This is a genomic window from Delftia sp. DT-2 (genome assembly GCF_028401915.1).
GTDB lineage: Bacteria > Pseudomonadota > Gammaproteobacteria > Burkholderiales > Burkholderiaceae_C > Comamonas > Comamonas tsuruhatensis.
On the sequence record NZ_JAQOTI010000001.1, the window covers coordinates 398,456 to 411,667 of the forward strand.

Genomic DNA, 13,212 nt, shown 5'->3' on the forward strand with positions numbered 1-13,212 from the left:
TCAGCCCCCCATGCCGGCCAGCGTCTGCTCGGTCCAGCGGTCCATGGCCTTGCGCATCAGCTCGTATCGGTCGATGCAGTAATTCAGCTCCCGGATTCCCTGGTCCCCATCGTGGGCGATGTCGGCAAGATTTGCTGCTGCCTCTGGGTCAAGTTGGGCATACGCGGTTTCAGGCCCAGCGGCTCCACCCTGGGCGGGGCCGCGTGGCGAAGGTCCACAGCTGGAGGGCACTGCAGGGACGATGGGGACGCGCACGCGGACAGTGCCAGCACGCACGCCAGCGACATGGGTTTGGTGAGAGGCATTGGCGGCTCCTTGGATGGTTTCGAGTTTGGCTTTGTGGTCGGCGATCTGCTTGCGCAAGTCGCGCTCTGTGTCGTCGCGCTCGGCGCGCAGCTTGTCCACAGCCTCGTCGGCCTTGCGCTGCTGATCCTGCAGGGCGGTCTGCTGGGCCTTGGCGGCGCTGCGGCCTTCGTAGAGCACGCCCATGTAGAACGTGGCCAGGAGCAAGGCCAGGAGCAGCACGCCGGACAGCAGGAATTGCGAGCCGAGCAGGCCGCGCTGGTGGTGGTGTGGTGTCACGTCAGGGCCTCCATGCAGGCGCTGTGCCGCGCGAGCTGCCGGGTCCAGACGCCGCGGCAAACGCGGTTGCCCGGCGTGCTGCAGTCAAAGCGCCAGCGGCGCGGCCGGCCCGCGCCGTCCCATTGGTAGGCGGTCCAGCCTGCGGCCTCCTGCCGGGCGCTGGTCATGTAGCGATAGGCCAGGTAGGCCTGGCAGGCGCCCGCATAGTCGCCGGCCCGGGTGCGCGCCAGCATGCTGGAGCCGCGCCAGGCGCCGCAGCCGTACTGCCCGGCAAAGTCCACAGCCTGGGCGAAATCAGCGGCATGCATGGGCGTGTCGCCCAGCGAGTCGCGCACGCAGGTGCCGTATTGCGCTTCCAGCAGGTTGGTGGCCAGCTGCCGGGCGCGCTCGCGCGTGATGGGCGGATCTGCCATCGTCACGCGCTTGCCGTCCTCGTAGTGCGTGGCGCCGTGGCCGATGGTTGGCACGTCGCCCTGCACGGGCACGATGGGCGCCGAGCTGAAACCCTCGGCCGCAATCCAGGCGGTGACGATGGCCGCACCGATGCCCAGCAGCTTGGCGGGGATGCGCTGGCCGCTCATGCCCGCACCTTGCAGGCTTCGGCCTGGTCCATGGCTTCGCGCGCCTGCTTGGCGCGGCGGTCATCGCGTTCATTGCTCCAGCGCCATACCAGGTAGGCCGCCTGCAGCAGCACGTAGATGATGGTGAGCGCGGTAGCGGTGTGGGTCATGGTCCAGCCGTTGGCAACGTTGGCGGCCACGACGGTGACGGGCGGGGCGGCCTTGGCACCCTCCATGGCAACGGCTTTCACGATGGTTTCGCGGTCCATATCAGTCCCACAGTTGAATCATTGGGCGGGCCCGCGCGGGCGCGGCCACCAGTTGGACGGGCTCCCCGGCGCCCAGGCCTGCGGCCCGCTTGGCCAGGCCCGGGTGGGCGTTGAGCGTGGCTTCCACGGCGCCGGCCGTGCGGCCCAGGTGCCGGTGGCACAGGGCGTCCAGCGTGTCGTGCTCATGCGCGCGCACGGTGGTGGTGGGGCTGCTGGTGGTGGCCATGGCTACAGCAGTTCCACGGTGCAGCGGGCACGGCCCACCAGGTCGGCAATGGCCCAGCGCTGGTTTTTGCGGTGGTAGTCCACCTTGGCCGCCAGGGCCTCGCGCACGGCTTCTTCGCCGCCGCCGCCCACCTTGGTGGCCGCGCTTTCGCGGTAGGCCTCCTGCAGATCCGCCTGCAGGCATTCGTGCACGGCGCGGCGGTAGTGCAGGAGCTTGGCGCTTTCGCCGCCCACCTGGGGCGCGGGCACGTCGCCCAGCCGTTCATAACCCCAGCGGGCGCGCTGCTCGGCCGCCCACTCGGCCAGCTCGGCATTGACGCTGAGCATGGCGTCCTTGAGGGCCGGCAGCAGGCGGGGGCTGGTCGCGGTGCCGTCGAGGCGGCATGCGTCGCGCACGGCAGCGGGCAACATATCCGGGAACCATCCGTCATTGGTCACGGTGGGCTCGGTGGCCGAGGTGGGCGGGTTGGCGGTGGCGATCATCGACATGGTGAGCGGCGGCGGGGTTGTAGGTGGGCGGTGGTCCGTGGCGTTGGCCGTGCATGGCATGGCCAGATGGCCGTGGCCACGGAGCCGCCCGGCGCGGGGGGTGCGCTCAGGTGGGAGCGTCGGACTGCTGCAGCTCGGTCAAGCGGCGCTCCAATCGCTCCACATCTTTTTTCACGCCCACCTTGTCAAACAAGGCGACGGCGCGTGTCAGGTGCTCCAGCGCGATTTGCACGGGCTGCAGCTCCAGCTGTTTGGGGTCCACTTCGGTGGTGGTGGTCTTGCCCATGGCGGCCCAGCCGATGGCCTTGTGCAGCTTTGCACGCACCTGGTCATGAATGTCCAGGCCGGTGGTGAGCTGGTCCACCTTGGCCAGCGTGACCATGGCGTCATGGCCGGCCAGCTTTCCGGCAATGGCGGCCTCGGCGGTTTCCTCCATGACCACGGCCGGCAGGTCGCGGTTGTACTGGTCGGGCATCTTGAGCTGGTGACGCAGCGCGTAGTCGGCCAGCTCCAGGACGCGGGGCCAGTTGCCCACGTCGATCTGCCACACGAGCACTTCCACCAGCACAGGGTCCATGGCGCCGGCATCGGCCTGCAGCACGCCGTCGATGTAGGCATCAAAGTCGGGCAGGAACTTGGCTTTCGCCGCAATCTTGTTTTCGACGGCCTTGATGTTTTTCAGCGTGGACTTGTGGGCGTGGAGCGTGGCCAGCATCAGCTGGTATTCGCTGCCTTGCATGGGGCCGTGCGGGTCGATGGCGGCGGATGCGGCGGCCTCTTGTTCCGCCAGCACACGCATGCGGTGCAGGCGCGCGGGAGTCATTGGCATGGTGGGTTCCAGGTGGTGGCTTGCAACATGGGCCGCGCCGCTGAGCTGCTGCGCGGCCCTGGCCCCTAGGCTTGGGGCTGGGCTATTCGACGAATTCGATGTTTTCGACGAAGGCGCAGGCGCCAAAGTCCTCGATCACATAGTCATCGTTGGAGCTGTTGAAGAAGTCCACCTGGTTCATGGCCGGGTTGTCGATGATGGCTTTGCGGCGCGCATCGCGTTGCCAGTAGATGGCCAGGTTCTCCAGCGGCGTGATGAGCAGGCCACCGTCGATGAAGAACGGCACGGTCACGGCCTGGGTGCCGCCCAGGCGCATCTGGCTCACCACCATGTCGGCCGCCAGGCGCTCGCTGGGCAGATCGTTGTTGTTCACGATGGGGAACAGCTTGTCATGCATCAGGTCATCGCTGCAGATGGCGCGCAGAGCCGCACTCTTGCGGTGCCACGCATCGATCAGCGAGTGCTTGGCATCCATCGCCAGGGCGTCGAGGTTTTTATAGTCGCCACCCGGCCCCACGGTGACCTTGCCCGCCACCTTGCCGGAGGACATAACGCGCTGCGGCGCTTCTTCGCGCAGGCGTTGCAGCCACCCTTTGGTCAGGTCTTGCAGCAGCGGGTTGGTGGTCAGGTTGGTGGTGGCCTCGGCCTTGACGCCGTTCCAGCCCACCATGATGCGGTCCAGCGCATTGCGTTCCGCGATCAGGTTGCTGATGCGCACCTGAAAGTCGGAGAAATGGGCCCAGGCATCCAGCATCGCGTACTTGATGTGCGTATCGGAATCGATCTGCCGGCATTCGTATCCGCTCTTGTCCTTGCCGGTCGGATCCTTGGTCTTGCGGGGGCCGTTCGCGTCGGTATCGGTGCGGCTGGCCACGGGGCGGGTCAGGCTCAGGCCCACTTTGTCGCCCTTCTGAGGCGTGACGGGCAGCACGCTGATTGACTTCAGGAACGAACTCGATTCCTGCATGCGAGTCTCCAGTTTCTGCTGGACGGAGGGCGAGACGTTGAAGTGCCGGCCGACGCTGGCCACGCCCGACAGCTGGGCTTGCCGTTGCGTGTAGGCATCGAAGAGGGCAGCGGTTTCGTTGCGCATTGTGGGTTTCCTCAGTGATTCGTTGGTGGTCGGTTGGGCCGGTCGCGGCGGTCAGTAGTCGGCCAAGGCCTGGCCGTTGCCGCCCGTGGCGGGTGGGCGTTGATGGCCCGGCTGCTCCTGCTGGCTGAGCTTTTGAACGAGTTCTTTGTGCTGCGTTTGCAGTTGGGCGAACTGGCCGGCCATTTCGTCCTGCTTTTCCGCCATGGTCTTGAGCACCTTGCCGGCCTCGGCAAAGGCTTCCACCAGCGGTGCCTGGTCAGCCGTAGCGCTGTGCGTCTGCACAGATTCGGGCTTCTTCTCGGGCTGCGGCGGGGAGAGCTTGTCCAGCAATTTGGAGAACATGCCCACCACGGCCTGCATGGCGCCTGCCTCGCTGCCAGGAGGGGCGGCGGCTTCTTGCTCCAGCTCCAGGCTGAAATGCTCGGCGGCGGTGAAGAGGTTGCCCGGCTTGACCTTGCGGCCCGCCAGCGGGCTGGCGTTCGGGTGCTGCGCGGCAAACTGCAGCATCTCGGTGCCCAGGCTGGCCGGCGTGTCGGTGACGGCCAGGCCTACCATGTAGGCCTCGCCGGAGCCCGCGAAATCGGGGTCCACCTCGATGGAGGTATAGAGCTTCTGGCCCTTCTGGTTGATGGCGATCAGCGAGTCCAGGGGCTGAATCTGCGCATACAGCGCAAGCTTGCCGTCTGCCTCCTGCTTGGCCTGCACGGAAAGCACGTCGCCCTGGGCTGCAAACGAGCTGTCAGGCAGCAGGCCGCGCATGTGCTCGATCCAGACACGCGCGGCGTATTTCTTCGGGTCGAAGTTGCGAGCCATTTGCTCGATCCACGCGCGAGAAATGGTGCGACCATCAGTAGTGGCACCTTCGGTAGCCACGCGGAACAACTTGGACTTTTTCATGTGTGCAGGTTGGCGAGTAGGTTGATAGGCCCCTTTTGGGGATGCCTCTATGCTCCCGCCGCACCGCGTAGGCGTCCAACTGAATGGCCGGTGCGAGGCGATCACAGCGGGCAAAGGTGATGCGCGCGCGCGATGGCATGCAGACACTCGATGGCATGACTTCTGCCGTGCGCCGAAAGAGGCCTGCCAACCCCTTTCCCATCCAACCCGACGCCCCGCCGCCCGACCAGGTGCAGCTGTTGCATGACCTCACTGCAGACGGGGAGGCGGGCCAGCGGCGCCAGGCTCGGGCGCTGTACTGGATGGGGTGGCGCATCACGCATATCGCCGAGCACCTTGGCATTGCGCGCACCACGCTGCACGACTGGAAAAAGGCCGATGGATGGGACGCGGCCAAGCCCGTGGAGCGCGTCGAGGGATCGCTGGAAATGCGCCTGTGCACGCTCATCCACAAGGAGGGCAAGGGCAACGGCGATTACAAGGAAATGGACGCGCTGGGGCGTGCCATGGAGCGCTTGGCGCGCGTGCACAAGTACGAGCGCACGGGCCGCGAAACGGATCTGAATCCGGCCATTGAAAAGCGCAATGCCGGGCCGAAGAAGCAGCCGGAGCGCAATCACTTCACGTCCGAGGACGTGGACAAGATCACGCAGGCTTTTCTGGATTCACTTTTCAACTACCAAAAGACCTGGTGGGAGCAGATCCAGCAGCGCACGCGCGCCATCCTCAAATCGCGCCAGATCGGGGCAACGTGGTACTTCGCCCGCGAGGCCCTAATTGATGCCCTGCAGACGGGCCGCAATCAGATTTTTCTTTCGGCCAGCCGTGCGCTGGCCCATGTTTTCCGGCAGTACATCATCGCGTTTGCAAAGGAGCATTGCGATATCGATTTGAAGGGCGATCCCATCGTCCTGAGCAATGGCGCCACGCTGTATTTCCTGGGCACGAGCGCCCGCACCGCGCAGTCGTACCACGGCAATCTCTATTTCGATGAATTCTTTTGGGTCAACAACTTCACGGAGCTGTGGAAGGTGGCCAGCGGCATGGCCATTCACAAGCATTGGCGCAAGACGTTGTTTTCCACGCCCAGCAGCCTGCAGCACCAGGCCTATGCGCTGTGGAGCGCCGAACGCATCAACAAGAAGCGCGCCAAGAAGGATCGCATAGAGCTGGACCTGAGCCATTCGCACCTGGCTGGCGGCTTCACCGGTGAGGACAAGATATGGCGGCAGATTGTCACGGTGCTGGATGCGCAGCGCGGCGGCTGCAATCTGTTTGACCTTGACGAGCTGCGCTTCGAGTATTCGGACGAGGAGTGGGACAACCTGCTCATGTGCGGGTTTGTCGATGACACCTTCGCCGTGTTCCCGCTGTCCACGCTGATGCGCTGCCATGCGGACAGCTGGGACGCATGGAACGATTTCAAGCCGTTCACGCTGCGGCCGTATGGCAGCAAACCCGTGTGGATTGGCTATGACCCCAGCCACACGGGCGATTCTGCCGGCTTGGTAGTGCTTGCCGCGCCAGACAGGCCCGGGGGCAAGTTCCGCGTGCTGGAGCGCATCCAATTCAAGGAACCTGACTTTGAGGACCAGGCCGAGGTCATCCGCAAGATGACGGAGAAATACAACGTGGCCCATATCTGCATCGACACCACGGGCTTGGGCCAGGGCGTGTATCAGATCGTCAAGAAATTTTTCCCTGGCGTGAAGTCGTTGCAGTACAGCGTGGAGGTGAAAACGCGCCTGGTGATGAAGGCGCAAAGCCTGATGCGTGCCGGCCGCTTTGAATTCGATTCCGGCGACGTGGACCTGCAGCGCAGTTTCATGGCCATCAAGCGCGAATTGACGGGCTCGGGCAAGAGCGTGACCTATGCGGCCGGCCGTGGCGGCGAGACAAGCCACGCGGATCTGGCCTGGGCCTGCATGAATGCAATGGATAACGAGCCACTGGAGGCCGTCGCCGTGGGCGGCGTTCCCAAGCGCACGACTTTGGAGATCTACGGATGATAGACACCATAGCCCAAGCGGGCACCATGGCGGCGCCGGCCGCTGCCGAAGCTTTCTCTTTCGGCGATCCCGAGGCCGTGCTGGACCGGCGCGAAATCTTGGATTACGTGGAATGCTGGCTCAATGGGGATTGGTACGAAACCCCCATCAGCTTCGATGGCCTGGCGCGCACGCTGCGCGCTGCCACCCACCACGAAAGCGCCATCCAATTCAAGGCCCAGGTGCTCGCAAGCACGCTGCGGCCGCATCCGCTGCTGAGCCGAGCCACGGTGCATTGGGCTGCTCTGGACTTCCTTGTTTTTGGCAATGGCTACTTGGAGCGCCCGCGCAATCGTCTGGGTGGCACTTTGCCCCTGCGCCACGTATTGTCCAAGTACACGCGGCGGCACCGTGGCTTGAGACTCTTCGGGTTCCGTCGCACCTGGCAGGAAGAGCACACGTTTCCCGAGGGCAGCATTTGCCACATCTTCCAGCCCGATGTGCACCAGGAAATCTATGGACTGCCGCAGTACCTGGCCGCCTTGCAATCTGCCTGGCTCAATGAGTCGGCCACACTGTTTCGGCGCCGGTATTACAACAATGGGAGCCATGCCGGATACATCCTCTATCTGAGCGATCCCGAAGTGGCTAAAGACGATGTGGATGCGCTGCGCCAGGCTCTCAAGTCATCCAAGGGCATGGGCAACTTCCGCAATCTGTTTTTCCATTCGCCTGGTGGCAAAGAGAAAGCCATCCAGCTGCTGCCCATCGGCGAGGCGGCGGCCAAGGATGAATTTTTCAACATCAAGAACGTGAGCCGCGATGACCAATTGGCCGCCCACCGCGTGCCGCCGCAGCTCATGGGCGTGGTGCCGGCCAATGCAGGGGGCTTCGGCGATGTGGTCAACGCTGCCCGGGTGTTCGCGCGCAACGAAATCCAGCCCCTGCAGACGCACTTCGCGCAGGCCATCAATGAATGGATGGGGGATGTTGTCTGCAGCTTTGACCCTTACCTGCTGCCCAGCGTTGAGCAGGCCCAGCAAGGTCTGGTGTAGACGGGAAACGATGGAACAAAGGGGCCTGCATGCAGGCCCCTTTTTCATTGGCGCGGTCAGCTGGTGGCGCGGTCCAGCGTCCTGAGAGCGGGTTGCAGCAGCTGACGGACGTGGCACGCTGGCACGGGGTTGGCCTGCGCTGCCTGCAGCAGTGCGTCCAAGGCAATCATGGTTGCATAGATGTCCCGCATTGCCGCTTGATTGGGTTCGTCCGTCTCTGTGCTATCGCTCACTGTGGCCCCTTGTGTCTCGCTAATACTGTGTGAATATACAGTGTTCTACTGTTTAAATATACAGTGTATTTGAATCTGTAACTTTCCGCTTACGCACCCGCAGGCCTCCAGCGCGCTCGACGCATGCGGCATGCTCCACCCCTTGCCGCTGCCCCGACGCGCTGCCCAGCGGCCCGCCACGCCCCAGCACGCCCCCATCTCAGGGCACCCCCTTTCCCGCCATCCGGCCGAAACAGCCCATCTTGACCGCCAGCGCGCGCCGAGACCCCCGCCTCGCCCCCGCCCTAAATGTGTGGTTTCTGACGGCCCTGCCGGCCGGGGCCGGCGCCAAGCGCGGCGCGGCTTGCGCGGCGATGCGCGGTGTGGTTCCCAGGACGGTATTTGACGGTGAGATCCGGGGTATGACGGCACCCCCACGTGTTGAAAATGTCCTGGTAGAGGATTCCGTGGACGAGCAAGACATTTAGACTGGCTAACACCAACCGATCCACGAAGCGTGCGTAGATGATCGCTGCTGCTAGTTTCGGCAGCGCTTCGTGAATATCCAGCCGTCCTTCGACCCCAGTGACCACCCTGCGGCGGACGGAGTGCCGGAACATCTGTACGGGGTTGGCGAGCTACGCGAGGCGAAATAGGGGTCCGAAGGCATCGTGTGGACCTCCCGCGTGACCGCATCAGCTCCTTCTGTGCTTTGGTGTAGTAGTCCGAGGTCGTGACTTCATGGTCAGAACTCCTTCTGCTAGGTGCAGTTGTTGTGTTGCATCGACCCGTTTAATTCACATTGAGCAGCGGATCGGGTGTAATACTGCTTTGCATTGAGAAGACGAGGGACGAACTGTGCTGACAAGAGGCTATCTGGTGGGAGAAATCATTGACGAACTGGCCCGCTTGGGTGATCAAGTCAGGATGAGAAATGCGGTTCAGTTGTACGATCTGACGGTCGTGGCAGAGAACTACTTCAGGGACTTCTTAAACATCTTGATGGAGGCTAACTTCCAGAACCTGAACATGGAACGATCCAATGAGCCCGGCATCGATTTGGGCGATGAGGCGAAAAAAATAGGCGTACAGGTGACCTCGACTGCCAACTCACAGAAGGTCAATAAGACGTTGACGAACCTCACGTCTGAACAAGTTGCAAGGTACGGTAAGTTCATTGTGCTTGGAATGAACTCCCGGCAAAGTCAATACACAATTGATTCGGAACTGGCGGTTAAGTACGAATTCGATAAAGACCACGATATTTGGGATCTCAACACACTTGCGCGGATGACTATTGACCTGCCGCTTGATCGCCTCACGTTGCTATACGAATTCGTTCGAGCGAACTCGGCCCGGCTCAAAGTGGAACTGGAGGTGCCAGACGAACATGGCGTTTACGCGACGTCTGGGTATGACATGTGGGAGACCATTACCAAGCCGAAAATCGGTGATGGTGTCGGTTTTGCAGCCTACATCATGGAGATCGGTAACTATGAAATAGATGCCACTGAGGTAAAAGAAGCACTACTCGAGCTGGGTACAAAGCTCTCGAAACTTCCTCGCATGACCCGTGAATTCCTCACGATGCTCTGCGAACGTCGCGAAGAAGGAAAAGGAAGATACTTTACTCGGGACGAGTGGTCTTATCTCTTGCTCTCCAAGGTGAAGCGATTATACGGTGGTGATGATTTGAAAGGCGAGCTAGACATTCTCCAGCACGCTGGTTTTGTTGATGTGTGTTGCGACGAAAGCGACCCGCCAGAGATTGGCATTACGATTCCCGTCGACCAAAAAGATCTACGGATCAATTTTTTGGATTTCGCCAAAGAAAAAAAGCTCAGCCTGCGGAACATCATCGGATCCGTTGACCTTTCGGCCTATTAAGAGTTGCTAACACCACCGATCCACGAACCGCGCACAGATGATCGCTGCTGCCAACTTCAACAGCGCTTCGTGGATATCCAGCCGTCGTTCAAGTGAATTCGCCGCTTGCCAAGCCTGCAAACAACTAGCTGTGCTTCCTCTCCACCGCCCACTGTTGCCCAGCCGCTCGCTGCTCTCAACGCCTCGTCTGGCAATCCGGCCGATAATGCCCCGTTGTCTTAGATGGGCCCGGCATCGCTTGAAGTCGTAGCCTTTGTCGGCGTGAAGCTTGGCTGTTCTTTTACGGGGGATGCCCTGCCAAGCCTGCAATCGCAGGAATCGCGTCCACGCATGTCTCGAACATCTTGGAGTCATACGCACCGCTGACTAACATCACCAGTGGGATGCCTCTGGCGTCTACAACGATGTGCCGCTTGGTACCGAGCTTGTTCTGTCCGTGGGGGGCTGTTTCCTGACTCCCCAGGCGCTTGGCACCGACGAGCCAACAATGCTGGCCCGGCTCCAATAAATCTGGTCATGTTCACGCAAGCGATTCATCATGGCCTAGTGCAACTGCTCCCATACACCAACAGTATTCCAGCCGCACAGGCGTCTCCAGCAAGTCATGCCGCTGCCATACCCAAGAGATTGGGAAGGTCTTGCCAGGGAATGCCTGTTTGCAGCAAGAACAAGATGCCGCTGAGGGCAGCTTCATCGCTGACTGCGAGCTTGCGTGCACCGCTTTTGGAAGAAGGCACGAGGGCTGGGATCAGGGGTTGTTGCTGTCGCCAAAGTTCTTTGCTTACGGGTCGTCGTGCCACGAGGGGAGCGAGCATAACCGCTCTGCGGGGCCTTCGACGAAGTGGTTAGCTACTCTTACTCGGTCCTATGAATTAGAATTAATCCCAAGGAGGAGGGCTTTCGGGGAGGACTGAAGAAACCACTGGATATGGCTTGATCCTTTTCTTAACGATTATCTCGCCGTCAAATGTAATGATAGTCTTATGGTTCGTTATGTTTAGTGATTTATAGCTCTCTGTTGCCCATTTTTTGTAATTTTCATCTATTGATGCGGCCTCTCCAAGCAATCCGGAGAGTTTTCTCATAAGCATGGCTTGCTCAGAAAATGTACCTGCTCTAGAAATTTTTTCTTCGATCTTACGTGCTTTAAAGAACCGCGAGTGAGGTACGGCGATTTTCCCATCTTTGATCGCGACACCTGTGATATGTTTCACCATACCTTTCCCGAAGACTATTGTTTTAGCATCCTTTAGGTTGTGCCCGTTGTTTAGAACTATGGAATTTACGCGTCTATGAAGCCGGGGGGGGAGTTTTTTGCCTGAAAAAGTTAAATCATCCACATAGCATGTGAAAATTAAGTCAGATGCGCGCGCTAAATTATTAAGCGCATCAAACATAGCCTTGTTTGCATATATGGAGACTATCGGGCTTGCTGGACTACCCGTTGGAAGGCGGCCTGTGTTGTCTGAGCCGGAGCGGTAGCAAAGTATTTTTCCGAGAAGTGTCGCCACGTCAGCGGAGCATTTCATTTCCTTAAAGAAGAACTGCGTTACATGACTCTGCGACGTGGATGGATAAAATCGCTTGATATCAAAATTGGCAACAATCTCAGATTTCTGATGTGCCTGTGCATTCGTTCTATAAGAACGCCCCTTTACCGCAGCGTGTGCATAATCGACAAGCGCGACTCGTGAGAGTAGTTCTCGAATTCTGTCGTGAATTCTTCTAAGCTCACGTTTTGGCTCTTCGACGTTACGTGAATCCTTCTTTTTTCCCGTGAATTCACACACACTTTCCGGAAGAGTAAATGTTTTATATTGCCCGGGGCCTGTTAATCTTTTTAAGTTGGCTACGTTTGTGCATAGCAAATCCGCCAAGCGACCTTTAGAGCGGGTTTTGAATAGTGCACATTGGTTAAATGCGTAGCCGAGCATATTACACCTTGGCAGTAGTGCGTTTCTTAGAAGTGTTCGCAGCCCATTCAAGCAATGTTAGAACCTTTTTCCCCACGGAAAACTTGATTTTTGAACCAAATTTCTGTTCATCTAAACTCTCGGAAAAAAATAGCAGAGAAGACATTGAAATATCAAATCTTTCTGAGTATTTTCCAAGAATTTCTAAAGAGGGAATCTTTTTTCCAGATTCCACCTCTGAGAGAAAAGAGTTTGACAGTCCCAGTTCATATGATAGCTGAGTCTGAGTAAGGTCGTGGTAGACACGAATAAGCCGTAACGCTTCGCCTAGCATACAGCCTCCTGAAAATTAAGAGAATCGAGGTAGGTGAATTTCAGGAATCCTTGATTTTTTCAATGATTTTGTCAATAAAATTGAGAACTCGTCCCAATCCACCAACAATACTCATGCAGGCACCAAGCAAAGTAAGCAAAGAGGGCTTCAGATTTTTTATATCATCAGCCGGAAGCTTCCTTTGTTTCCTTCCTTTCACCAGACGTGATTTAGCGGGTTTATAGAATGGCATTTTTTGTCCCTTTCGAACAAGCTTAGTGACGACTTTCAGCGGAATTGCTGTAAGCCTCTCGCAAGTCACATCAGCTGCCAAACTTAGAGAAAACCACGTCCATTTCCCTCGGCTCAATTAACGCGTCGGTTCTCGCCGACGCGCCTATCCCGTTCAGCTGCAGGGGTGCAGTGCCAGGGACGGATCAGAGGCTTTCGCCTCCACGAAGCTTTCGCTTCCCCAGTCGCGAGACTGAATCTCTAGCCGCTGTACGTACTTTAGCTTCGAAATTTCTGTTGTCAATAAAAATATTCGCTATCAGCGAAGATTTTTCGGAGGCAAGGGTCGGCTACAGAGGAGGTCCCTACGTTCTCAGTACTTTTGTTGGCGTAAGTTTTAGCGTAACTTTTCCAAGAAAGATCCCATTTAATTGAGTGGAATTTCACCGATGCATCATGGGCGTGTGCGCCGACAGATCAGGGGCCGGAGAGGGCTGTGTGCTTTGCGAGAGTTCGCTCATTGGCTTGGGAATCAACAGGTTGCAGCGGCGCGAAGGTGCCGGGCAAGGCCTGCCTGGATGGCGCGGGGCCGCAGGAAGGCGCAGGTGTACGTTTGTCGTGCTGCCCTCCTCAAACCGTTTCCTTGAGGGCTGCAAGGTGACAGGCAAA

General features: G+C 59.3%; 14 protein-coding genes and 1 pseudogene. 3 read left to right on the plus strand and 12 right to left on the minus strand.

From position 1 onward, the window contains the following. The 8 genes from PO605_RS01885 to PO605_RS01920 all read right to left on the minus strand — a co-directional run bounded on the left by PO605_RS01885 (nucleotide 1) and on the right by PO605_RS01920 (nucleotide 4,944). Nucleotides 1-582 (minus strand): hypothetical protein, encoded by a 582-nt coding sequence (locus tag PO605_RS01885; RefSeq protein ID WP_272205876.1) that lies wholly within the window; start codon nucleotides 580-582, stop codon nucleotides 1-3. Beyond that, entirely contained in the window at nucleotides 579-1,163 is a 585-nt protein-coding gene (locus PO605_RS01890) for a glycoside hydrolase family protein (RefSeq protein WP_272205877.1), read from the minus strand. The genes PO605_RS01885 and PO605_RS01890 overlap by 4 nt, the downstream gene beginning before the upstream one ends. Beyond that, nucleotides 1,160-1,411 (minus strand): hypothetical protein, encoded by a 252-nt coding sequence (locus tag PO605_RS01895; RefSeq protein ID WP_272205878.1) that lies wholly within the window; start codon nucleotides 1,409-1,411, stop codon nucleotides 1,160-1,162. The genes PO605_RS01890 and PO605_RS01895 overlap by 4 nt, the downstream gene beginning before the upstream one ends. A gap of 1 nt (nucleotide 1,412) precedes the next feature. Continuing rightward, nucleotides 1,413-1,637, minus strand: coding sequence for a tail protein X (locus PO605_RS01900; protein ID WP_272205880.1), 225 nt, complete (start codon nucleotides 1,635-1,637; stop codon nucleotides 1,413-1,415). A 2-nt stretch (nucleotides 1,638-1,639) separates the two neighbouring features. Next, nucleotides 1,640-2,125, minus strand: coding sequence for a head completion/stabilization protein (locus PO605_RS01905; protein ID WP_272205881.1), 486 nt, complete (start codon nucleotides 2,123-2,125; stop codon nucleotides 1,640-1,642). 106 nt (nucleotides 2,126-2,231) lie between these two features. Continuing rightward, a complete protein-coding gene (gene gpM / locus PO605_RS01910; RefSeq protein ID WP_272205882.1) occupies nucleotides 2,232-2,954 on the minus strand; it encodes a phage terminase small subunit in 723 nt (240 codons plus the stop codon). An 82-nt stretch (nucleotides 2,955-3,036) separates the two neighbouring features. After that, complete coding sequence (locus PO605_RS01915; protein ID WP_272205883.1) at nucleotides 3,037-4,047, minus strand: phage major capsid protein, P2 family; 1,011 nt, start codon at nucleotides 4,045-4,047, stop codon at nucleotides 3,037-3,039. A gap of 51 nt (nucleotides 4,048-4,098) precedes the next feature. Then, the gene (locus PO605_RS01920) at nucleotides 4,099-4,944 is read right to left on the minus strand and encodes a GPO family capsid scaffolding protein (RefSeq protein ID WP_272205884.1); all 846 of its coding nucleotides are present in this window, start codon (nucleotides 4,942-4,944) and stop codon (nucleotides 4,099-4,101) included. 155 nt (nucleotides 4,945-5,099) lie between these two features. On the opposite strand from PO605_RS01920, the gene PO605_RS01925 reads away from it, so the two are divergent. The 3 genes from PO605_RS01925 to PO605_RS01935 all read left to right on the plus strand — a co-directional run bounded on the left by PO605_RS01925 (nucleotide 5,100) and on the right by PO605_RS01935 (nucleotide 10,086). Further along, the gene (locus PO605_RS01925) at nucleotides 5,100-6,953 is read left to right on the plus strand and encodes a terminase large subunit domain-containing protein (RefSeq protein ID WP_272205885.1); all 1,854 of its coding nucleotides are present in this window, start codon (nucleotides 5,100-5,102) and stop codon (nucleotides 6,951-6,953) included. Next, nucleotides 6,950-7,987, plus strand: a complete 1,038-nt coding sequence (locus tag PO605_RS01930; RefSeq protein ID WP_442874691.1) for a phage portal protein — start codon at nucleotides 6,950-6,952, stop codon at nucleotides 7,985-7,987. The genes PO605_RS01925 and PO605_RS01930 overlap by 4 nt, the downstream gene beginning before the upstream one ends. 1,091 nt (nucleotides 7,988-9,078) lie before the next feature. Continuing rightward, nucleotides 9,079-10,086, plus strand: a complete 1,008-nt coding sequence (locus PO605_RS01935; RefSeq protein WP_272205888.1) for an SMEK domain-containing protein — start codon at nucleotides 9,079-9,081, stop codon at nucleotides 10,084-10,086. Nucleotides 10,087-10,092: 6 nt separating this feature from the next. Here the strand turns inward: PO605_RS01935 and PO605_RS01940 are convergent. The 4 genes and pseudogenes from PO605_RS01940 to PO605_RS01955 all read right to left on the minus strand — a co-directional run bounded on the left by PO605_RS01940 (nucleotide 10,093) and on the right by PO605_RS01955 (nucleotide 12,565). Beyond that, nucleotides 10,093-10,901 (minus strand): annotated as a pseudogene (locus PO605_RS01940) (IS5 family transposase). 63 nt (nucleotides 10,902-10,964) lie between these two features. Beyond that, nucleotides 10,965-12,020 carry a reverse transcriptase family protein gene (locus tag PO605_RS01945; RefSeq protein ID WP_272205889.1) on the minus strand — a complete coding sequence of 352 codons (1,056 nt, stop codon included), beginning with the start codon at nucleotides 12,018-12,020 and terminating at the stop codon, nucleotides 10,965-10,967. 1 nt (nucleotide 12,021) lies between these two features. Beyond that, nucleotides 12,022-12,333, minus strand: a complete 312-nt coding sequence (locus tag PO605_RS01950) for a helix-turn-helix domain-containing protein (RefSeq protein ID WP_272205890.1) — start codon at nucleotides 12,331-12,333, stop codon at nucleotides 12,022-12,024. 40 nt (nucleotides 12,334-12,373) lie between these two features. Beyond that, nucleotides 12,374-12,565 (minus strand): hypothetical protein, encoded by a 192-nt coding sequence (locus PO605_RS01955; RefSeq protein ID WP_272205891.1) that lies wholly within the window; start codon nucleotides 12,563-12,565, stop codon nucleotides 12,374-12,376. Between the last annotated feature and the right edge of the window lie 647 nt (nucleotides 12,566-13,212).